This is a genomic window from Paenibacillus methanolicus (genome assembly GCF_008124765.1).
Classification (GTDB): domain Bacteria; phylum Bacillota; class Bacilli; order Paenibacillales; family Paenibacillaceae; genus Paenibacillus_Z; species Paenibacillus_Z methanolicus.
On sequence record NZ_VNHS01000004.1, the window covers coordinates 103,478 to 128,767 of the forward strand.

Genomic DNA, 25,290 nt, shown 5'->3' on the forward strand with positions numbered 1-25,290 from the left:
GGCGAGTGCGAACGGGACCTAGGAGAAGAGAGGAAGCAGGCGTTCATGTGGACGGTCGTATGGATGGCGCTGGTCGTGCTGGCCGGCTTGGCGGGGGGCAGCTATTATTTCTACGGGAAGGCGATCAAGCGCGCGAAGAAGGATTTTCTGGACGGCGATCCGGGTCTTGCGATGGTGCCGGGCGCGCGGGAGGCGAGCGCCGCGAACGCGGCATGGTGGAGCCGGCAGCCTTTCGAGCAATGGGAGATCACCTCGCACGACGGCATCCGGCTGCGCGCGTTCTACTTGAAGGCGAAGGCGCCGACGAACAAGACGGCGATCGTCGCGCACGGCTATTCCGGACAAGCTTCGTTAATGGGCGGCAAAGCGCGGCTTTATTGGGAGAAGCTTGGCTATAATATCTTGGTACCGGATGCGCGCGGACACGGCGCGAGCGGCGGGGCGTACATCGGCTTCGGCTGGCCGGAGCGCAAAGATTGCGCGCAGTGGATCGGGCGCATATTGGAAGCCGACGGAGCGGATGCGCGGATCGTGCTGCACGGCGTCTCCATGGGCGCGGCTACCGTCATGATGACGAGCGGCGAGTCGCTGCCGGCCAACGTGCGCGCGATCGTCGCGGATTGCGGTTATACCTCGGTGAAGGACGAGCTGTCGTACCAGCTGAGGCGGATGTACAAGCTGCCGGTCTTCCCGCTGCTGCATGTGACGAGCCTGATGACGAAGCTTCGGGCCGGCTATTTCTTCGGGGAGGCCTCGGCGCTCGCGCAAGTCCGCAAATCCCGTACCCCGATTCTGTTCATCCACGGGGATGCCGACCGGTTCGTGCCGACCGATATGGTCTACCGGCTATACGAGAACTGTCCCGCGGACAAACGAATTTACGTCGTGCCCAATGCCGGGCACGGCTACGCCGAATTCGCCGATCCGGATCGTTACCGGACGGAAGTGGCTTCATTCATTGAACATTACGTTGCGCAAGGGAGCTAGACTATGACGGTATGGATTATTATTACCTTCTTGCTGCTGGTGTCGGCGGGCATCTGGTCGCTGCTGACGTTCTACCCGACGTTCGGAGGGCGGCCGACGAGCGAAGAGCGCATCCGGCATGCGAGCATTACCCCGTTCTATAAGAAAGGCAAATTCGTGAACGCCATTCCGACCGACATGCGGATGGATATGCGGACGATGCTGTCCGTCTTCCGCGACTTCAGCTGGCGGCAGGAGGGACGCAAGCCGGCGAAGCCGCTCGACGTGGTGAGCTGGGAGAAGTCCGGGCATGCGGAAAGCGCGGTCAACCGCGTCACGTGGTTCGGCCACTCCGCGCTGCTGCTGGAGCTTGGCGGCAAGACGCTGCTGCTCGATCCGATGCTGGGCCGCGCGCCTTCGCCCTTCCCCGCGATCGGGGGCAAGCGCTACAGCAAGCGGCTGCCGGTTCGGATCGAAGCGCTGCCGCAGATCGACGCCGTGGTGCTATCGCACGACCACTACGATCATCTCGATTACGGCTCGATCATGCAGCTGAAGAGCAAAGTGCGCCGGTTCTTCGTGCCGCTCGGCGTCGGGAAGCATCTCGTCCGCTGGGGCATCGATCGGTCCGCGATCCAGGAGTTTAGCTGGTGGGAGGAGGGCGAGTTCGAGGGCATTAAGCTGGTCAGCGCGCCGGCCCGCCATTTCTCCGGCCGCGGACTGGCGGGTCGGAATTCGACGCTGTGGTGCTCGTGGGTGATCGAGGGCGGCGGCGCGCGGGTGTTCTTCAGCGGCGACAGCGGGTACGGTCCGCATTTCCGGGAGATCGGGGACAAATACGGCCCGTTCGCCATGACCTTAATGGAATGCGGGCAGTATGACGAGCGGTGGTCGAACATTCACATGATGCCCGAGGAGACGGTGCAGGCGCATCGGGACGCGCAGGGCGGCGTGCTCATTCCGATCCACTGGGGCGCGTTCACGCTGTCCGTGCATGACTGGCGCGATCCGGCGGAGCGGGCGACGGCGGAAGCGCGCAAGCAGGGCGTCGCGATCGCCACGCCGCGGATCGGGGAAGCCGTCGTGATCGGCAGCGAGACGTTCCCGACGGAGCCGTGGTGGCGGCAGGTGTAGACATCGTTGCGCGAAGAAAAGACCGGTACGCGTTAGGGGTTCAGTCCCTTAGGCGTTCCGGTCTTTCTCCGTATATGGGGCGTCTGGAATGCCTCCCGCCTATTGGCGGCGTAACCAGCCCGGCGCTAGAGGAATGCGTGACCGAGTCCGGCGTTGCGCGGAGCAGCCTCAGCCTAGCAATCGGGCCGGCAGCCGGAGCCGGCCGCGTGGCGAACCATGCCGGCCGCGTCTCAGCCCCCCGTCTCTCAAGTATCGCGACGCAAACAGCTCTGTTCCAAGTAGGCGACGAACGCGGCGGTGTTCGTCTCCATGTGGCGGTTGCTGCCCTCCAGCCTGCTCAGCATAATCCCGCCCTCGAGCAGGGACAGCGTGAAGCTGGCCAGCGCTTCGGCGTTCAGATCGGGCCGGAATTCTCCGCTCTCGATGCCGGAGAGGATGATGGCGGTGATCCCGTCCAGCGAGATTGCAAGTCCCGCTTGGGCTTTCTCCCGCAGCAGCTGGTGGGTGTCGTCGCTCTCCACCGCCGTATTCTGAAGCGGACAGCCGCCGATGAACGGCGGGTTATGCGCCGCGTCCGCATAGACGCGGAAATGGGCGAGCAGCTTGCCGGCCGCGCTCGTCTCTTTGGCGACCTCTTCGGCGAACCGGCGCCCCACGACGCCGGCGGCGTAATCGTACGCCGCGAACGCAATGTCGTCCTTGCTATCGAAATGACGGTAGATCCCGCCCTTCTGAATGCCTGTCTGCGCGATGATATCGTTCATGGACGAGCCGGCGTATCCCCGCTGATTGAACAGCTCCGCCGCCTTCTGAATGATATGCTCCCGCGTTTTCTCGCCTTTCTTCATGTCGTCAGCCTCCGTCCTGCCGCGCGCGAACGCGCTTCCTGTCTCTATTATAACAAGCTTCGGAAACGAGAATAAAATGCGGTTGATTAAAAAGAGACCAAGTGGTATCTTTTTAAACGACGCATGATACTAATACCAGCGCAAAGGACGGGATCGGATGGGGATGGGGAGAAAGACGGAGCGGCTTGCGACGAATGCGTATTATCCGTGGATCGGGCTGGCCGCGTTGTGGGTCATCGGGTTCGCCGGGGCGCTAACCCGGTTCATTATGGCGTATTACCAAAGCCAGATCGCGGCGGATTTGGCGATCGGGCGCGGCTTCATCTCGATGGCATGGTCGACGAACCTGCTCATTGCCGCGCTGTGCGCGCCGGTCGGCGGCTGGCTGATCGACCGTTTCGGGGTGCGGCGGGTCATGCTGGCGAGCGCGCTGTTCGGGCTTGCCGGTACCGCGACGGTCTATTGGGGCGAGGGAGCGGCGCTTTTTTTCATCGGATACGGCGTGCTGTCGGGACTCGGGGGCTTGGGCGCTTCCGCCGCGTACGTGCTGCTGTTCGGCTGGTTCGATCGGCATAAGGCGAAGGCCGCGGCGATTCTCGGCAGCGCTTCGTCGGTCGGTCTCGCGGTCTGCACGCCGCTGTTCGTCTCGAACGTCTGGCTGACGTGGAAGCTGACGTTTCTCGTATCCGCGGCGATGAGCGTCCTGCTGACGATACCGCTCATTTTATTCGTGATTCGAATGCCGGAGCGGAATGCGGGATTCGGGTCGAAGGCGGGGGAGGAGAGCGTTGCGGTTCGGCAAAAGGCAGGCGAGGATGGTACGCGCGATGCGGCACGGGAACAACGAGGGGAACATGCCGCAGCCGGCTTCTCGCAAGCAGGAGCGATGAAGGGAGTCGCGGGGCGAGGCGGGGTGTCCGCTTATTTGCCGATTGCGATCGTGGCTTTCGCGCTCTTCACCTGCGGCATTAATATGGGGACCGTCGAAATGAATCTGGTCGCGATCCATCAAGGGGCGGAGGTGGCGCCATCCGTTATCGCCCTGTCGATGACCGTGCTCGGCGTGATGGAGATCGCGGGTTCGCTCGCTTTCGGCGTCCTGACGGACATGATGAATAAGCGGCTGGCGATGGCGCTGCTGTACGGGATACGAGTCGTTGGTTTTGCGGTGTTGTACGCGCATCTCGGATGGTCGTCTGTGCTCTTCGCCCTGCTCTTCGGGCTTACGTATTTGGGCGCGGTTCCGGGCGGCATGCTGATCGCGGGCGAATCGGCGCGCAGGAAGGGGAGCGTCGTCGGCAATCTGATGCTTTTTCACCAGGCGGGCGGCATCGTCGGAGCTTTGCTCGGCGGCTTGTCCTTCGACGCGTTCGGCAATTACCAGCTGCTGATCGCAATGGATGCGGCGCTGTGCGTCGTCGCGATGCTCGGGTACGCGTATACCGGCGGGATCGGCAGAGGGCGAGCCGCGGGGGCGGCGCAGAGACGGAAGGCGATTGAGGGTTCGGCTTAAGCGTTCGTTCCGCGTACGAGCGGCGTGCGCGGGCTGTACCGATCGGAGATTTGGCGCGTCCCGAGAGGTAACATGTGCGTTAACCATTAGATCGCGCCCGGATTTGTCCCGAGGTCGTCGGATACGTCGAAGCGCTCATGTTCCGGAAGCGCTCGAATTGCCGCCGCTATCCTCGTTCTGCCCGGACAGGTCGAGATGCGCGGGAACGATGGGAGATGAGCTGATATGGTTACGGATAGTATATTGCTTTATAAAATAAAGCGGCATATAATAGACGAGACTAAGGAGCGCGGACCCTTCGAAGTGAAGCGGACGCTTCTACAGACTGGAGTGACGAGACATGCGGGTAGAGGTATGGTCGGATTATATGTGTCCGTTTTGTTATATCGGGAAGAGACGTTTCGAGAAAGGGCTGGCGGATTTCGCCCATCAAGGCGAGGTGGAGGTCGTGTACCGCAGCTTCGAGCTCGATCCGAATTCGCCGAAATCGGTCGACCACGACGTGCATCAGATGCTCGCCGTTAAATACGGCATGAGCCGGGAGCAGGCGATCGCGAACAACAAGAATGTCGGCCGGCAGGCGGCCGAGGAAGGGCTGGCGTTCAACTTCGACGACATGGTGCTGACCAATACGTTCGACGCGCACCGTCTGAGCCATTTCGCGGAAGCGCACGGCAAGCGGACCGAAGTGTCCGAGCTGCTGTTCAAGGCGTATTTCGCCGATTCCCGCCACCTAGGCGAGCATGAGGTGCTGGCCGACATCGCGGCCGAAGCCGGATTAGACCGCGAAGCCGCGCTGGCGATGCTGGCCGGCGGCCAGTATGCGGAAGAGGTGCGGACAGAGGAAGAAGAGGGCGCGAAGCTGGGGATCCGCGGCGTGCCATTCTACGTAATCGACCGCAAGTTCGGGATTTCCGGCGCGCAGCCGGCCCATGTATTCCTGGGGGCTCTGCAGCAAGCGTGGGAAGAGGGACAATCGGCGGGGAACGCGGCCGACGCGCCATCCCGCAAGGCCGAAGGCGGAGACGCGTGCGACGACGGCTCGTGCGCGGTGAAGTAACGAGCGGCGAAAGCGGCTCATCGAATGGATCAGTGTCATTACATTGATGCATCGATGGGCCGCTTTTTCGCGTTTATGATATAGTCCGCCCAGCCGTGCAGCCGTATGAGGGGAGTGCTCGGCGTAGTCCGCCCCAAGTCTTCCAACAATACGTAACTGTTTAATTGGGCTTTCGGTTTTGGTTAATTATTCCACGCTTAATCGTGAGGGAGCGACGGTCAGCCATGTCAACGTCTGATTTTGCATTTTGGCATGCGCTTGATCGCCTCCTCTCCCTCTTTTTCATGAAAGAAACGCCATTTTCTTTCATTATGCGATTTTCTTCGCTCCGAAGTCGCTTGATGCGACGGGGTTCATGGCCGATCAGCACCATTCGCGAAGCTATTATGTCGGTTGCCGTAAGAAAGGTGTTGTTCTGAGAGCGAGGTAGCGAGGACGAACGCGAAGGGGTGGAGACTTGCGAACCTGCAGCTCGCCCAGGAATCAAAATCCACACACACATGGTGTGCAGGTGAGCGGCTCATTCGATTGGCGAGGTGCTTATTTGGCGTTCGGCGCAATTATTGTATTTCCGGCGGTGGTGCGTAGGTGAGCGTATGCGGAATCGACCGAGTATGCATGCCCCGGCGGCGGAGCACAGATCAGGGACAAAACGTTCCCTGGTCAACGATTGTAAACAGTCCGATTCGGGCCCGGGTTTCGCTTGCTGCGACAAGCGGTTAGCCAATGCATCATGCCATCGGACGCGCAAAAGTGCCCTATGTCCGCCCGCCGTATAATCTCGACTCGCTGAATTCAAACGATATGAACCGCTTTGCCGAGCGGACAAGTTCCACTCGGCTTCGACTCACCGGTTCCGAGGCTCGTCAAGTCGCCGGCGAGCCCGGCTTCCGGTTCGCCCCCGGCAATGCGGCGAGCGTTCACGACGCCGGTGGATTGCCGATTGTAGATCGAGGCCTACATGAGTACAGCATACACCGATCAGTTCTGAATTGCTCGATTATTCCGCTAACGGTTGCGAGGGAGAGGCGATCAACCCTACCAACGTCCATTTTGGCATTTGAAGATGCGTTTTAGCGTCTCTTCTCCCTCTTTTTCATGAAAGAAACGTCATTTTCTTTCATTTTGCGATTTTCTTCGTTTCGATCCCGTTGAATGCGACGGTATTCGTTCTGAACAATCGGCATTCGCGCAAGTAAATGTCGGCTGCTGAAGTTCAGGCGCATAATTGGTCGTCTCAGACTTAAGCTCCATCGATCATTGCGAGTCGTTACGTTCTTCGAGCGCATTCGTATGGGTTCTCTCAAAATCGAGGTCGATCCAATCGCTAAGGCTTCGATCCGATCCAGCCAGAAATTTCATTAATCCGCTTGGCTTCGGTACCCGATCTGCATTCATGCGCAGCTTCAATTTGGCTCGAACACGCGCCCCGGTTAGCATGTTCGTTTTTTGCGGCCATGAACATTCACCCGGATTTGGCGCAATATCGGCTATACCTGTATTGGCTCGGATCTTGGCCGTTTCGGACTTCGCTGGTTTTGCTTTGATCTCAACCATTCTGACATTGCAGGCATTCGCTCTAGTTTCGATCGTTTCGGACTTCCTCGTATTGTTCTTACTTCCGACAATTTCACGCGCTTCACCGCACCTGGTTGTTTTCTTCGCTTCTCCCCGTCATTCTTGCGATCTAATCAACTTGGATTATCTATTTCTTCAATTATTGATCTTCTAGACCACGCATGAACTAAAATGGGTTTAAATGGTATGGAATCCATGAGGGAGCAATCGTCATCCTGGGAACCGCCGAATCGGTTCCGAAACGACTCGTTTTATGGATCCTCTCCCTCTTTTTCATGAAAGAAACGTCATTTTCTTTCATTTTACCGTTTGATTCAGCGGCAAACCGGTTGATCCGACGGCATTCCCTTCGATCCGATTGGTGAAAGCTGCGATCTGCCGTCGTAATCGGGAGTCGGCTTATCTCGACTGTCGCGAAATCCGAATCGGTCGATTTATCAATCTTGCCGGATAGTTGTTTGCTTCCCTAAATACCGGCTTGTCCACCGTTGCTCTTCCCCAAGGATTCCCTTATACTTGACCTGCCCATAACCCGGAAATACTTGATTAAAACGCTATTTACCAGGTCGCGACTTCAGTCGCGAAATTGCATCAAATTAACCTTGTATCCGACAATGAAAATATCAGATTTTTGCATATATCCACACTTCAAATCGAAATGGGGCGAATGGATTGAAATCGTATCGGATCCTACTGTTCCTCGTGCTTGCGAATCTGTTCTGGGCCGGGAACTACGTGTTCGGCAAATCCATCGTCGAGACCATGACGCCGCTGCAGATGACGGTCTCGCGGTGGTGCGTGGCGGTCTGTTTTTTGTTCCCGATCACACAATTGATCGAGAAGCCGGATTGGCGCGCGGTACTGCGCAAATGGAAGCTGCTGCTCGTCATGTCCGTATTCGGGATTATCGGCTATAACTTCTTGCTCTATGAGGCGCTGCGTTTCACGACCTCGATGAACGCGGCGCTCGTCAACGCGATGAATCCGGCGCTAATCATGCTGTTATCCGCGTTGGTGCTGCGCGAGCGAGTTACGGCGAAACATGGTGTAGGGCTGGTGCTATCGCTATTCGGCGTGCTGCTTGTTCTCACCAAGGGGCAGCTCGGCCAATTGCTGCATTTGGATTATAACGAAGGAGATTTGCTTATGCTGTTGGCCATTCTCGTCTGGTCGATTTACTCCATCGTCGGTCGCCGGGCGGCTTCTATTCCGCCGATTGCGGCGACGGCCGTGTCGGCGCTGTTCGGGCTCCTCATGTTGATGCCGTTTGCGCTTGCTTTCGGAGCGTTCGACTTCGAGGTGAGCCGCGAGACGGTAACGGGCATTTTGTACATGGGCATATTCCCGTCGGTCGGCTCGTTCATCTTCTGGAATGCGTCGATTCGCGAGATCGGGGCCAGCCGGGCCGGCATTTATCTCAATCTCATTACGGTATTCACGGCGATCTTCAGCGTGCTGATGGGGCAATCGATCACGGTGGCGCAGGTGCTCGGCGGCCTGCTCGTCTTCGCGGGCGTGTACGTCACGACGCGGCAGGGAACGGACGGTAAGCGAAGCGAAGGGAATCCGGCGACGACGACTCGAGGATAACGGCGCGGCAAGCGGGCCAACCGGATCAGCCTATTAATGAAGAACAGGATCGGATACGGAAGGAAGCGGAAGCGATGTTCAAGACAATCGGGATGTTCGCGCACGTCGATGCCGGCAAGACGACGCTGGCCGAACAGTTCCTCTATCATACGAAAAGCATCCGGGAGCGCGGCCGCGTCGACCACAAAGACGCATTCCTGGACAGCCACGATATCGAGCGGGAACGGGGCATAACGGTGTTCGCCGATCAGGCGATCATGTCGTACAACGGCACGACCTATACGCTGATCGATACGCCGGGTCATGCCGACTTCTCGCCGGAGATGGAGCGCGCGGTAAACGTCATGGATGCGGCGATCGTCGTGCTTAGCGCGGTGGAAGGCGTGCAGGGACATACGGAGACGGTGTGGCGGCTGCTGCGCGATCGGGGCGTGCCAATCTTCCTGTTCATCAACAAGACCGATCGGACCGGTGCGGACGTCGACCGCGTGCTGGCGGAGATTCGGCGGGATTTGTCGCCCGACGCGCTGTTGTTGGAACAGGTGCCGATCACCGGCCAATGGCCGGAGGAGCCGGCGGCCTTCCTGGCGGAACGGGACGAAGCGCTGCTGGAGCGTTACATGTCCGGAAATTTCGATGCGGCGGCGTGGTTGACGGCGGCGAGAACGATGGTCAAGGAAGGGCGTCTCTACCCGTGCCTAAGCGGATCGGCGCTGCAGGATGAGGGCGTGCGGGAGTTGCTGGCGGTGCTCGATGCGTTAATCGACGCGAGCTGGGAAGAAGAAGGCGCGTTCGCCGGGCGGGTGTACAAAATCCGCCACGACCCGAACGGGACTCGGCTCACGTTCGCCAAGGCGCTCGGCGGCCGGATTCGGGTACGGGACGAACTCGCTTACGGACAGGGGCCGGGCGGCAGCCGGATATCGGAGAAGATAACGGCGCTGCGCTTATACAATGGCACGAAATTCAAGCCGGTCGAGGAGGTGCGCGCCGGGCAGCTGTTCGCGGCGGTCGGCTTGTCGGCGGCCGCGGCGGGCGAGGGACTCGGCGCGAACGCGGAACGGACCGACTATGCGATTAAGCCGACGATGCGCTCCAAGGCCGACATACCGCCCCGCGTGCCGGCGAAGGAGGCGCTGCGCGCGTTCCGCCTGCTCGGAGCCGAGGACCCGTCGCTGGCGGTGCAATGGGAGGAGACGCTGCAGGAAATCCAGCTGCAGGTGATGGGCTCGATTCAGCTGGACGTGCTGAGCAGGGTGGTCCGGGAACGGTTCGGCTTCGAGGCCGCGTTCGGTCCGCCGCAGATTTTGTACAACGAGACGATCGCGAATACCGTGACGGGCGCGGGGCATTTCGAACCGCTCGGCCATTACGCCGAAGTGCATCTCCGGCTGGAACCGGGCGAGCGGGGGAGCGGGCTTCAGGTTTCCAGCGAATGCCATCCGGACATGCTGCCCGTGCAATTTCAGCATCTAGTCCTGCAGCATCTGCTGGAACGCGATCATCACGGGCTGCTCACCGGCTCCCCGGTGACGGACATGAAGATCACGCTGCTCAAGGGCAAGGCGCACAATAAGCATACGAGCGGCGGCGACTTCCGGGAAGCGACGTTCCGGGCGCTGCGGCAGGGACTGGAGAAGGCGGGGAACGTGCTGCTCGAGCCGGTTTACGCGGCGAAAATCAAAGTGCCGCTCGCGCAGGTCGGGCGCGTGCTATCCGATCTGCAGCAGGGGCACGGCCGCTTCGATCCGCCGGAGACGACCGGCGAGCACGCCGTTATTACGGCACGTGTGCCGGTGGCGACCTTCATGCATTACGGCGAGGAGCTGGCGTCCTTCACGCAGGGGAAAGGGACGCTGGCGCTCGCGTTCGCCGGTTACGACCGGTGCCATGACGCGGACGCGGTCATCGCGCGCCGCGGGTACGATAAGCGGGCCGATCCGGCCTACTCGTCGACGTCGATTTTCTGCGCGAAAGGACAGGGATACCCCGTTCCGTGGGACGAGGCGGATGCGCATATGCACGTATAGTGCCGGATTGAAGCGAAAAGCACGACAAAAAGCCAGGGACGCAAATATGCGCCTGGCTTTTGTCATGTGGTCCGTCTGCCGTAAGTGTCCGGCGATCCGGCCGTGGCCAGTTGACCGACGGACCGATCCGTCGCCCGGCAGCGCTTACTCCGCCGATTCCTCGAACAGCTTGGCGATCTCGATGATGACGTTGGTCGCCTTCACCATATTGTCGGCCGAGATGTATTCGAACTTGCCGTGGTAGTTCTCCCCGCCGGTGAATATATTCGGCGTCGGCAAGCCCATGTACGACAGCTGGGAGCCGTCGGTGCCGCCGCGGATCGGCTCGACGATCGGCGTAATGCCCAGATTGGTCATCGCTTGATGGGCGATGTCGACGATCTGCATGACAGGCTCGACCTTCTCGCGCATGTTGTAGTATTGATCCTTCAGCTCCAGCACGATGTTCTCCCGGCCATAGCGTTCTTGGAACGTCCGAACGATGCCCTCGACGTTCGCTTTGCGCGCGGCGAATTTCGCCTTGTCGTGATCGCGGATGATGTAGACCAGTTTCGTCTCTTCCGCGGCGCCCGTCATCGAGATCAAATGGTAGAAGCCCTCGTAGCCTTCGGTATGCTCCGGCGATTCGGCATCCGGCAGCTCGGCGTGCAGCGCCATCGCGATTTTGGCCGAATTGACCATTTTGCCCTTGGCCGTGCCGGGATGGACGTTCGTCCCTTTGACGGTGATCTTGGCCTGGGCGGCGTTGAAGCTCTCGTACTGCAGCTCGCCGAGCGGGCCGCCGTCCATCGTGTACGCGAACTGCGCGCCGAAGGCCGCCACGTCGAACTTGTGCGGGCCGCGGCCGATCTCTTCGTCCGGCGTGAACGCGACGCGCAGCTTGCCATGCTTGATCTCCGGATGCTGAATCAGGTGGTTCATCGCCGTCATGATCTCCGCGATGCCGGCTTTGTTGTCCGCGCCGAGCAGCGTCGTGCCGTCCGTCGTGACGAGAGTATGGCCCGCGTAACGGTTCAGCTCGGGGAATTCCTTCGGCGACAGCACGACGTTCAGCGCTTCGTTCAAGACGATATCGCCGCCGTCATAAGACTCCACGATCTGCGGCTTGACGCCCGAGCCGGTGAAGTCCGTCGCCGTGTCGACGTGGGCGAGGAAGCCGATCGTCGGCACGTTCTTATCCGTGTTGGCCGGCAGCGTCGCCATGACATAGCCGTTGTCGTCCATGGTGACTTCCTGCATGCCGACCGCGGTCAACTCCTCCACGAGCAGGCGGGCGAGCGTCAGCTGCCCCGGCGTCGACGGGCACGTCTGGCTGTCGTCGTCGGATTGGGTATCGATTTGCGCGTATGTAGTCAATCGCTTAATTAATTCGTCTTTCATGCGTCATGATCATCTCCTTTGGGTCCATTGTAAAACAACGTTCGCGCCAATGGAAATGCACTGCTGTACCGGGGCAAAGCGCGGCAAAAAGCCTGCTCGCGGGAGGCGCGGGCCGGCTGCTGCAAATGCGGCTTATGGGCGGCAATCAGGACTTCGGTTTGATCGGAATCCATATTTCGCAGCGGTGATCGGGGCTTGTCGGGTCTTCGTCCGGGTACAGCTCGAACTCCGGTCCGCCCGCGTGCTCGTAATTCGAGGACGGGAACCAGTCTTGGAAAATGCGCTGCCAGACGTCCTGAATCGCGTCGGGCACCGGGCCGATGGCGGTGAACACCGCCCACGTCGACGCCGGAATCGTCAAGGTCTCGAAGCCGACCTCGGGCGCCTCGCCTACTTCCGCCGCGATCATGTAACGCAGCGTGTCGTCGGCATGGTTGAAGTCCATGCAGATGCCGAGCGTCTCATGGCGCGGCGAATGCGCGGCCAGTTTGGCCGTCGTGCCGTTCGCGTTGTGCTCCTGCCAGAACTTCGGGATGGCCCGGTGGTTCTCCCCGTCCTTGCACGAAGTGACGAAGCTGACGCCGGCGACCTCGAAGGCGCCGCGTTCGATAATGCGATATTCCATTTCCTTCTCTCCTCTCAGCGATAGATGGAACGAGATGCGGGGGAACGCTTTCAGCTTCGCGCCCGGCTGGCGCGCTTCCGACGGCGTGATGCCGTGCGCCTTGCGGAACGCCTTGGCGAACGACTCGGGCGAATCATACCCGTACTTGAACGAGACGTCGATCACCTTGGCGGACGTGGAAGCCAGCTCCTGGGCAGCCAGCGACAGCCGCCGTTTGCGCAAATAATCGCCGACCGTCACGCCCGTGATCATGCTGAACATGCGCTGGAAATGGAACGGGGATGAGCAGGCAACCCGCGCAGCCGCCTCGATATCCAACTTCTCCTCCATCCGCGACTCCATATAGTCCATCGCGTCCTTCATGCGCTGCAGCCATTCCATTGCCGCCTCTCCTCCAGTGCTCTCATCATACCGTGCGCCGCCGGTCGCGGCCTGTTCTTGCGTGCGTTCGTTAGACAGGGTGATGCTTCCAGTGTAAACGGGCGAGCCGCCGCCGGTCCAGACGAACAAGACGCCGGTTGCGAAGTCCGCAATCGAGAAGAAGCCGGCAGCAACGACGGCAACGGAGATCCGGCGGATTCCCTTTGATTCGGGTCATGGGCGGGCGATCGCCATGGGGAAGCGGGCCTAGCCGTCCCGGGATTCGCCATGCCGGCGAGAGGCGCGGCAGACAAGCAATCGCTTCATGCCCCCAAAAACGGTCATTAGGATGCAGGACGCGGGACAAATGCGACGTTTTCGACAAGAAGTTTTTGTAAAATCATTCCGTTCAATCGGCCGAAAGTCAGAAATGTTTGCGAAAATATTAGCAATCGCGTGAAGTAACGTGACATAAACAGCGATTCAGGACGATGTTTTGTCTGAAAATATATGTTTATTCCATTATTTCTCATATGTTATTGTGAAATAACGTGACGTCATCAACCTTATTTTATTTATTCGGCCATAACATCAACGGCATCGTTCGCATCAGGTACCGGCCTCACTACAACGTGAAAGGGTGCATGATTTGAGAACCATCCCTGTCTTGAACAAAGTCGTATCGCTTCCGCTCGCAGCCTTGCTCGCTCTGGGGGGCGCCATGCCGCTCGCGGCCTCGGCGCAGACCGCTCAGGCCGTCCTGTCGAGCGAGAACTTGCTGGACCGCAGCTTGCTCGCGCCGCTGCCGGCTTCCCATCTGAGACCGGCTTACGTTTCGCCGAATTTGAAGAACCGCGAGGACGAGCCGGTACGCGTCATTCTGACGCTCTCGCAGCAGCCCGGAGCGGTAGGTCGTTACGCGGCCAAAATGGGCGTCAAGTCGATGACCCAGCAGTCGGCCGAGCGCGCGGCCCAGCAGGAACAAACGACGCTGATCGGCAAGGCGGAGGCGGAAGGCCTCGACGTGCAGGTCAATTACCAATACGATACCGTTCTGAACGGCATGGAAGTGACGGTGCCGGGGGATCAGATCGACGAGCTCGCGGAGCTGCCGGGCGTAACCGGCGTGTTCGAGAATGTGACGTATTACAACCTTCCGGACCAGGAAGGCGAAGCGGCGGCGGAGCCGTTCATCGATTACGAGCCGCTGAAACAAATCGGCGTGCCGGAGGCATGGGAGGCGGGATTAAGCGGCAAAGGACTGAAAGTCGGCGTTATCGATACGGGGGTGGATTATACGCATCCGGATCTGAAGGACGCGTACGCGGGCGGATATAACGCGCATACGCATTCGAACGATCCGTACGAGAATATACCGGGCAAGCCGGAGGACAAGGTGTACGGCACCGATCACGGCACGCACGTCGCAGGGACGATCGTCGGACAAGCCAAGAATACGACGTCCGACATTCAGCACAAAGGCATCGCGTACGGCGCCAAGCTGTATGCGTACAAAGTGCTGGCGTCCACCCAAAAGCCGGACCAGGCAACCGGCACGTCGGCGCAGGTCATCGACGGCATCGAGCAGGCGGTGGAGGACGGCATGGACGTCATTAACCTGTCGCTGGGCTCCGATGTGGACAAAGATCCGAATTCGCCGGACGCGATCGCGGTGAACAACGCGGTGCTGGCGGGCGTCGTCACGGTCGTGGCGAACGGTAATGCTGCGGACTCCGGTCCATACTACTACTCGATGGGCTCTCCGGCCACGTCGCAGCTGGCGATATCGGTCGGCGCGGCGACGACGGTATCCAAGCGGTTCGAAGCCACCGTGGCGGTCGGCACGGCCGCAACGGGAGCAGACAAGGACAAGGCCGTAATCGCCGAAACGGCGGAAGGCGGCGCGGTGCAACAGCCGGAAGCCGCGACGCCGGAAGCGGACCCAACGGAAGCCGAACAGCCGGCGGTAGAGCAAGCTGCGGCGGAGCAACCGGAGATCGCGCTTGCCGTGCCGGACGCGGAAGAGAAAAAGGAAGCGGCGGCCGAGGAGCCTGTGCCGCCCACGAGCGGCGGCGGCGCGACAACGCCGAGCAGCACCCCGATCGGCCTGATGGCATGGACGACGAATCAAGAGGATTTCGCCTCTATTCTCGGCGCAGAGCTGCAAGAGGGCGTCTATGTCGGGCTTGGCGCGGACGACGATTACAAGGGCAAGGACGTCGAAGGCAAGGTCGTGCTGATCTCGCGCGGAACGCTCACGTTCGCGGAGAAAGTGGCCATTGCCGCGACGCACGGCGCCAAAGCGGCCGTCATCTTCAACGGCAACGCCAAAGGCAACGTGCCGGATCTAAGCGCGAGCATCCCGGGGCGGGACGAGCCGGTTGGCGCGATCGGCTTCCTGGGCGACAGCCCGGAATACATCCCGACGTTCGACATGGCGGGCACGACGGGCCGGGCGCTTGCGAAGCTGCTGACCGAGCAGCCGGGATCCTATCCGACCTTTACGTTCGGGGAGACGTTCAAATCCACGACGGTGGCGGGCGATACGATGGCGAGCTTCAGCTCGCGCGGTCCGAACGGCGATCCGACCCTCGGCATCAAACCGGACGTCGTCGCGCCGGGCGTGGGCATTCTCTCTACCGTTCCTGCCTACGGCAAGGGTAATCCGAACGTCAAGTACGATGAGCTCTCCTACGGCCGGAAGAACGGGACGAGCATGGCGAGCCCGCACGTCGCGGGGCTCGCGCTGCTGCTCCAGGAAGCGCATCCGGACTGGACGCCGTTCGATATTCGCGCGGCGCTGGCCAATACGGCCGATTCGATCAAGGACGAAGCAAACACGACGTACGACGTCTACTCCCAGGGTGCGGGCCGCGTGAACGTCGCCAAGGCGATCCAGACGCCGGCGCTGCTCCAGACGGTGGAGAACCTCAAACTGCTCGATACGAATCTGGAGGAGCAGAACGTCGTCAACTACGGTTCTTCCGCCAGCTTCGGCCTGGCGAAAGCCGGCGCGGGCGCCAAGTCGGTGAAGCTCGTGCTGAAGAACTTCTCGAACGCGGACCTTACGTACACGGCATCGGTCGTGAAGCATGCGAGCGTCACGGGCGATCCGAACGGAGCGGTCGCTACGCCGGACGGCGCGAATATCGACGTCAAGCTGGAAGGAACGGACGCCGGCGCGTTAACCGTGTCGAAGTCCGGCGGCGCGGCTGCTCCGGGCCAGAAGGAGTTCACGCTGACGTTGTCGCCGCAGGCGGATGCCGCGGACGGCGTCTATGAAGGTACGGTCGTGCTGCGCAGCGAAGGCAAGCCGGACCTGCGCCTGCCGTACGTCGTGCACGTCGGCGACGAGCAGCCTAGCAACGGCTTCGGCGTGGAGGATGTGACCGTATCGCCACGCATCATTACGCCGGACGGCGATGGCAAGAACGACACAACCGATGTTAGCTATAAGCTGACGGCGGAAGACGTGAATTATATCGAGCTGCAGGCGTATGATCTGAACGACGAACTGATCGCCGTACTGGCTTCGGCGCAGCAGCGCGACGACAAAGGCGCGTTGGTCGCGTTCAAGCCGGGCGATCGCGTCTTCGAGAACGTCGGCGACACCTATATCGACGACGCCGACGGAGACAATGAAATTGACGTAAACGACAAAGGCGAGCCAATTCTTTATCACTTGAAGAAAGGGACGTACCGCCTTGTGGTCGATGCCCTGAGCATTACGCCGGACAACAAGCTGGGCGCCGAATACGTAGCCTTCTCGGAATTCCGCGTCGCCGAGACCCCGGCACCTCCGGTCACGCCGCCAAGCGGCGGTGGCGGCTACGTGCCGCCGGTGATCACGCCGCCGGCGCCGGCCGCGCTTGACGCGTCCGCGAACGCGGTCGTGGGCCAAGGCCAGCAACAAGTGCGCCTGACGTCGGCCGAAGAGAAGAAGGACGGCGCGCCGCTTGCGACCGTGAAGGACGCGGATCTGGAAGCGGCGATTAAGCAGGCAGGCAGCTCGCCGGCGGCGATCATCGTGCAGCTGCAGGCGGAGAAGGGACAGCGTGCGCAGCTGACGCTGACCGCGAAGCAGGCGGCGATTCTCGCCGGCGCGCCATCGGGCAGCACGCTGCTGCTGAGCAGCGGCGGTTCATCCCTTGCGCTGCCGATCTCGCTCATCAAAGGACTTCCCGCCGAGAGCGGACTGCAGCTCGTCATTGCGCCGCAGAAGGATAAAGCGGCGCAATTCGGCAGCGCGGAATCCGGCTTGACCGTCATCGGCGATCCGGTCGCTTTCGAAGCGAACGTCACGGACGCTTCCGGCACGAAGCCGCTAATCGTTCCGTTCAGCACGCTCGTGAAGCGCTCCTTCACGATTCCGGGCAGCGTGAAGCCGAATTCGGCGGGCGTACTGTACGAGGAAGGCGGCAAGCTGCGTCCGGCGGCATCGACGCTGGCGCCGCAGGACAACGGCACGACGATCGTCACCGTCAGCCGCCCGGGCTTCTCGACGTACGCGGCCGTGTCGACGACGGCGCAGTTCGGCGACATCGCGGGCAGCTGGGCGGAGCCGAAGATTCAGGCGCTCGCCGGCAAGCTGCTCGTGAACGGCACGGATAAGACGACGTTCTCGCCGAAGCGGGCCGTGACGCGGGCGGAATTCGCTTCGCTGCTGGCGCGCGCCCTCGGTCTGTCGGGCTCGTCCAAGCAGGCGTTCCAGGACGTGCCGCAGGACGCGTGGTATGCCCAAGACGTGGCGGCCGCGTATGAAGCGGGTCTCATTACCGGCACGCCGGAAGGCCGCTTCGCGCCGGATGCGTCGATTACGCGCGACCAGCTGAGCGTCATGCTCGCCCGCGCCATCAAGCTGCTGAATATCGCGCCGGTCCAAGGCGAGCCATCGCGCGTCGCTTACGGCGACGAGAGCGAATTCCCGGGCTATGCGAAGGACAGCATCGCGGCGGTGACGGATGCCGGCATTCTGCGCGGCGATACGTCGGGCGGGGTCGCCTACTTCCGCGGCCAGACCATCGTCACCCGCGACGTGGCGAGCGTCGCGATTCTCCAACTGCTTCAACAGGGGAAACTGACGGATTAACGAGGAAGCACGGTCAATATTGAAAGAGAAAGCCTCCGCTTGCACGGCGATTGCCGTGCGGGCGGAGGCTTCTTGGCGTTGCCGTTCAAGCGCGATCATGCGGATCTGACGCGGCTAGTGGCGAATCTCGAACGCGTCGACTTTCACGCCGTCCACGTCATATGCCTCGTAGACGAGCGAGTCGCCTTTGATCGTAATGCCGGCGAACATCTGCTTATTGTTCTGGAGATGAACCTTGTGGTAGAACAGGTCTTCCTTCTTCTCGTTGAATTTGGGCCCGGCCGCGTTGGTCACGACATAGACGGTGCCCTCTCGATTCCGGACGGTGCCGTCGCCGTCCCCTGCGATCTTGCCGCCGCGCAGCGGGTAGGAGCGGCTGTACTCGTGATTATGCCCTTGCAGCACGAGATCGACTTTGAACTGATCGAACACCGCGACCCATTTGTCCAGCTTCTTGTAGCTATTGCCCCCGTAAGGACCGCGATGCATGGCGACGATCTTCCAAGGCTTGTCCGAGAACGCGAGATCGTTGCGCAGCCAGTCGACCTGACCCTTCAGATTGGATTCCGAATTCAGCACGACGACGTGCGCCGATCCGTAATCGAACGAGTACGTCGTGCCGGGAATGGACCCGGCGGCCCCGTTGCTCGGCGCGTGAAAATGCGACACGAACCGCTCGGCATTCCCCTCGACCTCGTCGTGATTGCCGGTCACCGGCATGAGCGGGACGGAGGGGAGGATGCCGCTTGCGCTGGCGAAGAAGGACCGCCAGGCATTCTCGTCCTTCGGATTTTCCGTGAAATCCCCGTTATGCACGATGAACCGCGAATCCGGGAAGACATCGAACGCCCGGCTCAGCGTGTTGCCCCACAGCTTGAAGTCCGCCTCCGTCGCTCCTTGCGAGTCGGTCACGTTCAGGAACGTGAACGCGTCCGTCTCCACGGGGGCCGTCGCGAATTGCGCCGGCTCGCTCCAATCTCCGTCCTCCCCGGTCCCGACCCGGTACGTGTACAGCGTATCCGGCTTCAAATCCGTGACGTTCACCTTGTGAATGCCTTGCTGGGAGCCGCTTTCGGCCAGCGCCTGCGTCGTGCCGGTACGAGCGATAATCGCCCGGCTTCCGCCGTCGAACGCGGCGCTCGTCGCCTTGCCTTCGACGACCTGTATGACGGTGCCCGCCTTCGGGTTATCCGTGAACCACGTGAACGCGCGAGTCGTTCGGGCATCTTCATGAAACGTCGTCGCCAGCGATTCGGGCATGTTCGATTCTCCGTCCTTTTGATCCCAGAGCATAAATAATAGTATGGCCAGCGCGATCGCCGCGAGAACGGCAATGAGCGCGATATTTTGTGTTCGCATCGGCGTTTCCCCTTTGGTGAAGAGATGGAAGAGAATGAAGAATGACCCCCTATTAATTCTACACGATTCGGGCCCTGTTAAAAAACCCGATGCGCCGGGACGGCCGATTCGGCGTTGCTTCAGCCTGTAATTCGGACGCAAGGGGCGCTCCAACCGTCCGGAAAAGCGGCCAGTTCGAAAACTGTTTCGCCCATTATGTGGAATTCCGGCTTGAATTTTGTTATTTTTCAAACAAATTAAGCGCGAAAAGAAAAAAATTATTGTTCACCTTTTGTTCAAAGGTGTAGAATAAGGTGAAGGTTAAAATTCGTTCTTGCCTGCGCAGCGCGATCGGAGCTCTCCGACCGTGAATAAAACGCGTTAATTAGAGGATCAGACTCGTCTGGTTTTTTATGTGAAAACTGTCACAAGGCGCTTGGGCCGTAACCGGAACAGGCCGAAGCAGGCACGCGAACTGGCAACCAAACCGTGATTTTCCGTAAAGGAGGACGTTTCTAATGTCAACACCTGAAGCTGTACAAACGGCTGAGCTGACGGCCAGCAAGCAGTTGGATATTCTGGATCAGCTGATCAAGCCGGAGGTTCAAGAATCGCTAACCGTTCTGGTGGAGAATCTGCCGAAACTGGCGGAGATGGTCACGATGATGACCAAGGCGTACGATTTCGCGCAAAGCATCGCGACCGACCAAGTCTTGATCGACGACATGATGGGCGGTCTCGGCGAAATGGTGACTCCCGTCGTCGACAAAGCCAAAGGCATCGCGGCTGCGGCAATCGAAGCCAACGACCGCGCGCAAGCGGAGACGGCATCGATCGGTCTGTTCGGCATGCTGAAAATGCTGAAAGATCCGCAAGTCCAAAAAACGCTCCGTTTTGCTCAGGCGTTCCTGAACGCCATGGCAGAACGCGACCGGAACAAACTGTAGGGAACGGGGGATAAACATGTCCAGAGAAATTCTAATTCTTGGCGGCGGCTACGGCGGTTTGTTGACCGCATTGACGGCACGTCAATATTTGTCGGCCGAAGAAGCGACGATCACGCTCGTGAACCGCTTCCCAACGCACCAAATCATCACCGAGCTGCACCGTCTGGCTGCAGGCAGCATCGCCGAGCCGGCCGTATCCCTGTCGCTCGAGAAGCTGCTTCGCGGCAAGAACGTGAACCTGGTGATCGACACCGTCGCTTCAATCAAGCCGGACCAGAAGAGCGTTGAGTTGGCAAGCGGCGTCGTGTATTCCTACGATGCGCTCGTGATCGCGCTCGGTTCCGAGACGGCGTTCTTCGGCATTCCGGGTCTGGAAGAGAACAGCTTCGTGCTGAAATCGGTCAACGACGCGAACCGCATTCGCGCTCACGTGGAAGCTCGCCTCGACGCTTACAAAGCATCGGGCAACAAAGCCGACGCGCGTATCGTGGTCGGCGGCGGCGGTCTAACGGGCATCGAGCTCGTAGGCGAATTCGCCGACAAGCTGCCGGTCGTCTGCCGCGAGAAGGGCATCGATTTCAACGACATCGAACTGTACTGCGTTGAAGCAGGTCCTTCCATCCTGGCCGGCTTCCCGCAAAATCTCGTTGACCGTGCGTACAAATCGCTCGAGAAACGCGGCGTGAAGTTCCTCACGGGCCTCGCGATCACGGAAATGACGAAAACGACGGTCTCCCTCAAAGACGGCCAATCGATCGAAACGAACACGCTCGTCTGGACGGGCGGCGTAGGCGGCAACGCCGTTGTCGCGAACTGCGGCATCGAAGTGAACCGCGGCCGCGCGTCGGTAACCGACACGCTGCACTCCACGTCGCATCCGGACGTCTTCCTCGCTGGCGACAGCGCGGTCGTCATCCCGAGCGAAGGCGCGCGTCCTTACCCGCCAACGGCACAGCTGGCTTGGCAGATGGGCGAAGTCGTCGGCTACAACCTGGCGGTGAAGTTCAAAGGCGGCGTCGAAGACGTGTTCACGCCGGTATTCTCCGGTACGCTGGGCAGCCTCGGACGCAAAGACGCGATCGGCATGATCGGCGGCAACCAAACGCACCTGAAAGGTCTGCCGGCCACGCTCATGAAGGAAGCGTCCAACATCCGCTACCTGTCGCACATCCACGGTCTGTTCGCGCTGGCTCACTAAGAGCGCCGCGATCCCAACCGCTTATAAAGAAGAGGTCGCCTTTGCGGGCGGCCTCTTTGCGTTGCGAGCCGGTCATCCGGCGTTGCGGGGAGCACGCGTTCTTAGGGACGGATCGTCAATGTCCGCCGAGATGCCCGCATGCGGATCGCATCCGTGCCAGGCTTAGTCTAGTCGTTGGCTGGGAGCTCTGCGCGGTCGCGGTACGTCTCGCCCCATTGCTTCATGCTCATAATGATCGGCTCGAGCGTGCGGCCGAACGTGGTCAGCGAATATTCGACCTTCGGCGGGACCTGCTGGTACACCTCGCGGTGGACGATGCCGTCTTGTTCGAGTTCCCGGAGCTGGAGCGTCAGCATCCGCTGCGTAATGTTGGGGCAGATGCGCCTGAATTCGTTGAACCGTTTCGTGCCGCCGATGAGATGGTACAGCAGCACGCTTTTCCATTTGCCGCCGATCACGTCCAGCGTGAATTCGACCGGACAGCCCTCGTAACTGGCGCAGTCGCTGAAGCCGTCGATCCGTTTTGCCATAATAGGTTCCTCCCGAATATAGGTATACAAAAAGCATCTACATGCGATTTCGTGTGTACGGTCGTTACTTCCTGATACTACCACAAACGCATGCGTTAGTTGAAGATCGAGGCGGCGCTAGCGTGCGAGAATACGCGTCTTTCCGCTATTCGAACGTGATTTCTGTTACGATAAAAGCTATAGGAGCGGCAAAGGCGTGCCGCGCAAATTCGGGGTTGGAGGAGGGATTCGCATGCGGTGGGAAGACGGAACCTACACCGTGACATGGCAGGGCCGGGCGCTGAGCCTGCTTCCGAAAGAGTACGGGCTGCTCCGGTACTTGCACCGGCATGCCGGGCAGACGCTGTCGCGGGAGCAGCTGCTGGATGGCGTATGGGCGATGGAGTCGCCGACCGACCGGACGGTGGACGACCATGTGTACCGGCTGAGGCGCAAGCTGGAAGGATGGTCGCCGGGCATCCGGATCGAGACGATTCGCGGACGCGGGTACAGATTAATCGCGGAGGAACCGCCCGGCGAAGGCAATCCGCTGCCGCGCCAGGCAGCCTTCTCGGAGGATATGAAGTCGATCGCGGGGGCGTATTTGCGCTATGGCCGCGGGGATGCGCTGCTGACGTTGTCGCGGAACCGGGAGGTGCTCGGTTTCGAAGCGGATCCGTCCTTCGCGCTGCTGCTTCGCATGATGGAAGGGCGGGACGTGCGGTTTATTACGCGGGAAGAGGGGGCCTTCGCGGACCGGGCTTTTCTGCTGCTGTACCTGTACCAGTTCTTGCAGCCGTTCGAGAACCGGGCTTATGTCGAACGGGCGCTGGAGCGTCGCGTGCTCCCGCCGGTCTGGCACGCGGAGCTTGCCACGATGGCGATCATTTCGATGCGCATGGACTGGGGCGAATGGGAGGCGGCGCGCGAGAAGCAGGCGGAGCTTGCGGCGGAGGCGGAGCGCAACGGCTGGGAGGGGCTTATTCCGTATGCCGCGAACCTGAGGCTCGAGTACGTGATTCGGGCAGGACGATGGACGGAGATAGCCGAGGCTTCGGCCGCGGCCGCGCGGCAGCTGGCGCGGTATCCGTACCAGCGCGAGACGGGGCACTATCGCGTGCTGACGGGCATTGCGGCACACCGCGAAGACGCGGCTAACGGCTTGGCGAGCATTGACGAGGGATTGGAGCTGCTCCGACAGTCGCGGTTTCTAGCCAATCAAATGAACGCCTATCATACGGTGCTTGCGGTTGGCCGCGAGCCGGAGTTGGCCGGTCTCCGGGTTCGATACGCCAAGGAGTGGAAGCAGCTTGCGGACGACCTCGGGCTGACGGAGATCGAAGGGGAGATCCGATCGCGGTTGCGGGATGAACTTGGCTTCGTCTGATAATCCTCTGACATTGCGGCGGTAAGGTGGATGTGAACCTTATTGCGACCGGAGGAGCTTGGAATGATGAAACAGAAGACTGCGCCGCTGTGGCGACCGCTTGAAGAGAAAGGCTATCGCCGGCTATTCGCCGGACAGCTGCTGTCGGACTTCGGCAATTGGCTGGATTTCATTGCGCTGAGCGCCATTATCGTCTACGCCTGGGGGCATGGCTCGATGGCGCTCGCCGCGCTCTCGATCTGCATCGGGCTGCCCTATGTCGTCGTCGGCCCGTTCATGAGCGTGCGTACGCAGCGCATGCCGGGCAAGACGCTCATGATCGTCTGCGATCTGCTGCGCGCGGGGACCGCGCTCGGACTGGCGTTCGCGCCGTCGCTGCCCGTGCTGCTGGCGCTCGTGCTCGTCAAGTACAGCGTCAGCGCGACCTTCGATCCGCTCCGACAGGGCGCGGTGAAGCGACTCGTCTCCCCGGCCATGTTGGCGCAGGCGTCGTCGCTCGGCCAAATGGCGGCGAATATGACGAAAATATTCGGACCAGCCGCGGGCGGAGCGCTGATGAGCGGACTCGGCGCTTCCGCGCCGTTCTTCGCGTCGGGCGCGATGTACGCGCTATCCGCGCTTGTGTTGGGCGCCATTCCGGCCTGGAGCGGAACGGGGGACGAGGAGCGCAAGGAGAAGGCGAGTCTTCGGGCCGCTTATCGGCATGTGACGGGGAGGCCGACGCTGCGCGGCGCCATTCTCTTCGCGTCGGCAATGTTCTTCCTCGTATTCCTGTACGACGGGCTATTCCCGCTGCTGACGAAGGAGGCCGGCATGGACGAGAGCCGGCTCGGACTGCTGGTCGGCGCCGTGGGCGCGGGCAGCGTAGCCGGGGCGCTTGCGGCGGGACAGTGGAGCGGGTGGCAGCGCCGGCCGCTCGCTTACATGGCGGGAGCGAGCCTGGCATCCGGGTCGCTGATCGTGCTCGTCGGACTGGCCGCCGCGGGGATGCTCGAAGTTCCGCTCGCCGTCTGGCTGCTCGCGTTCGCGGGGCTCGGCTTCACCGGCGCGCAGAGCGCCGTCCCTTTCGGCTACGTGCTCCAGGCGGAGACGGACGACGTCACGATCGGCCCGGTATCCGCGCTCTCCGGCGCCTTGCAGACCAGCTCGATGCTGGCTGCTCCCGTGCTCGGCGCCGCGCTTGCTGGGTGGCTCGGCATTGGCGGCGTGCTGATCGCCGTCGGCGGGGTCACGGTGCTCGCGGCGCTGGCGTGCCGGGTAACTGTCGTCGGAGGGCGGAAGCTCGACGACCGGACGAAAGCGGAAGGATTGACTCCCTAGCCCTATACGCGGACAACGGTACCCTATGGTAAAATGAGGGAATTATTGGTGATGCGGGGAGGTGCGGCATGTGGCGGATCGCATTCGGCGGAAGCTAAGTTATTTCATCTACCTGCTGCTCATGCTCGTATTCGGCATTTTAATGGTGCCGCAGCGCGGCGTATGGGGACCGCAGGAAGAGGTCTACAACGTGACGTACGCGCCGATCTGGATGTTAGCCAAGCCTCGAATGGACGTGAACGGTTATATGGTCGTCTACGAGCTGGATGTGGCGCGGCTGCTCGTGACGCTGCTGGTGATAACGCTCGTGATGTATGCCGAGCATAAAATTTTTCGCGGGGACGACCAGCGCTAAGACCAGGCCTTGCGGAATCGCGGCGGCGACGTCCGAAGAAGCGGCCGAGGTCTAATCATGCGG

17 protein-coding genes are annotated in these 25,290 nt (G+C 60.9%); 12 read left to right on the forward strand and 5 right to left on the reverse strand.

Features of this window, described 5'->3' with window-relative positions; all coding sequences use genetic code 11:
- The first annotated feature begins 45 nt into the window (after positions 1-45).
- Together BCM02_RS12150 and BCM02_RS12155 are read left to right on the forward strand one after the other, a co-directional pair.
- Positions 46-987, forward strand: coding sequence for an alpha/beta hydrolase (locus BCM02_RS12150; RefSeq protein ID WP_148929372.1), 942 nt, complete (start codon positions 46-48; stop codon positions 985-987).
- Between the two features lie 3 nt (positions 988-990).
- Complete coding sequence (locus BCM02_RS12155; protein ID WP_148929373.1) at positions 991-2,100, forward strand: MBL fold metallo-hydrolase; 1,110 nt, start codon at positions 991-993, stop codon at positions 2,098-2,100.
- Positions 2,101-2,345: 245 nt separating this feature from the next.
- On the opposite strand, the gene BCM02_RS12160 is transcribed toward BCM02_RS12155, so the two are convergent.
- Complete coding sequence (locus BCM02_RS12160) at positions 2,346-2,948, reverse strand: TetR/AcrR family transcriptional regulator (protein WP_148929374.1); 603 nt, start codon at positions 2,946-2,948, stop codon at positions 2,346-2,348.
- Between the two features lie 157 nt (positions 2,949-3,105).
- Here BCM02_RS12160 and BCM02_RS12165 point away from each other — a divergent pair, with 157 nt between their 5' ends.
- The 4 genes from BCM02_RS12165 (at position 3,106) to BCM02_RS12180 (ending at position 10,719) form a co-directional block, all read left to right on the forward strand.
- Positions 3,106-4,461, forward strand: coding sequence for an MFS transporter (locus BCM02_RS12165; RefSeq protein ID WP_148929375.1), 1,356 nt, complete (start codon positions 3,106-3,108; stop codon positions 4,459-4,461).
- A gap of 340 nt (positions 4,462-4,801) precedes the next feature.
- The gene (locus tag BCM02_RS12170; RefSeq protein WP_148929376.1) at positions 4,802-5,521 is read left to right on the forward strand and encodes a DsbA family oxidoreductase; all 720 of its coding nucleotides are present in this window, start codon (positions 4,802-4,804) and stop codon (positions 5,519-5,521) included.
- Positions 5,522-7,771: 2,250 nt separating this feature from the next.
- Positions 7,772-8,689 carry a DMT family transporter gene (locus tag BCM02_RS12175; protein WP_148929377.1) on the forward strand — a complete coding sequence of 306 codons (918 nt, stop codon included), beginning with the start codon at positions 7,772-7,774 and terminating at the stop codon, positions 8,687-8,689.
- 74 nt (positions 8,690-8,763) lie between these two features.
- On the forward strand, positions 8,764-10,719 hold the full coding sequence (locus BCM02_RS12180) for a GTP-binding protein (protein ID WP_148929378.1): 1,956 nt from the start codon (positions 8,764-8,766) through the stop codon (positions 10,717-10,719).
- A 144-nt stretch (positions 10,720-10,863) separates the two neighbouring features.
- On the opposite strand, the gene pepT is transcribed toward BCM02_RS12180, so the two are convergent.
- Positions 10,864-12,099 (reverse strand): peptidase T, encoded by a 1,236-nt coding sequence (gene pepT, locus BCM02_RS12185; RefSeq protein WP_148929379.1) that lies wholly within the window; start codon positions 12,097-12,099, stop codon positions 10,864-10,866.
- A gap of 145 nt (positions 12,100-12,244) precedes the next feature.
- Positions 12,245-13,105 carry an AraC family transcriptional regulator gene (locus BCM02_RS12190; protein ID WP_148929380.1) on the reverse strand — a complete coding sequence of 287 codons (861 nt, stop codon included), beginning with the start codon at positions 13,103-13,105 and terminating at the stop codon, positions 12,245-12,247.
- A 628-nt stretch (positions 13,106-13,733) separates the two neighbouring features.
- Here BCM02_RS12190 and BCM02_RS36320 point away from each other — a divergent pair.
- Positions 13,734-18,173, forward strand: coding sequence for a S8 family serine peptidase (locus tag BCM02_RS36320; RefSeq protein ID WP_148929381.1), 4,440 nt, complete (start codon positions 13,734-13,736; stop codon positions 18,171-18,173).
- Positions 18,174-18,287: 114 nt separating this feature from the next.
- Here the strand turns inward: BCM02_RS36320 and BCM02_RS12200 are convergent, their stop codons facing one another.
- Entirely contained in the window at positions 18,288-19,532 is a 1,245-nt protein-coding gene (locus BCM02_RS12200; RefSeq protein WP_148929382.1) for a purple acid phosphatase family protein, read from the reverse strand.
- Positions 19,533-20,029: 497 nt separating this feature from the next.
- On the opposite strand from BCM02_RS12200, the gene BCM02_RS12205 reads away from it, so the two are divergent.
- On the forward strand, positions 20,030-20,458 hold the full coding sequence (locus BCM02_RS12205) for a DUF1641 domain-containing protein (protein WP_148929383.1): 429 nt from the start codon (positions 20,030-20,032) through the stop codon (positions 20,456-20,458).
- A gap of 16 nt (positions 20,459-20,474) precedes the next feature.
- Positions 20,475-21,656: an NAD(P)/FAD-dependent oxidoreductase gene (locus BCM02_RS12210; RefSeq protein ID WP_148929384.1), complete on the forward strand. Its 1,182-nt coding sequence runs from the start codon at positions 20,475-20,477 to the stop codon at positions 21,654-21,656.
- Positions 21,657-21,823: 167 nt separating this feature from the next.
- On the opposite strand, the gene BCM02_RS12215 is transcribed toward BCM02_RS12210, so the two are convergent.
- On the reverse strand, positions 21,824-22,186 hold the full coding sequence (locus tag BCM02_RS12215) for a winged helix-turn-helix transcriptional regulator (RefSeq protein WP_148929385.1): 363 nt from the start codon (positions 22,184-22,186) through the stop codon (positions 21,824-21,826).
- 232 nt (positions 22,187-22,418) lie between these two features.
- Between BCM02_RS12215 and BCM02_RS12220 the strand changes: the two genes are divergently transcribed.
- The 3 genes from BCM02_RS12220 to BCM02_RS12230 all read left to right on the forward strand — a co-directional run bounded on the left by BCM02_RS12220 (position 22,419) and on the right by BCM02_RS12230 (position 25,227).
- Entirely contained in the window at positions 22,419-23,552 is a 1,134-nt protein-coding gene (locus BCM02_RS12220; protein ID WP_148929386.1) for a winged helix-turn-helix domain-containing protein, read from the forward strand.
- Positions 23,553-23,615: 63 nt separating this feature from the next.
- A complete protein-coding gene (locus tag BCM02_RS12225) occupies positions 23,616-24,872 on the forward strand; it encodes an MFS transporter (RefSeq protein WP_222871006.1) in 1,257 nt (418 codons plus the stop codon).
- A 70-nt stretch (positions 24,873-24,942) separates the two neighbouring features.
- On the forward strand, positions 24,943-25,227 hold the full coding sequence (locus tag BCM02_RS12230) for a hypothetical protein (RefSeq protein WP_148929387.1): 285 nt from the start codon (positions 24,943-24,945) through the stop codon (positions 25,225-25,227).
- Positions 25,228-25,290: the final 63 nt, after the last annotated feature.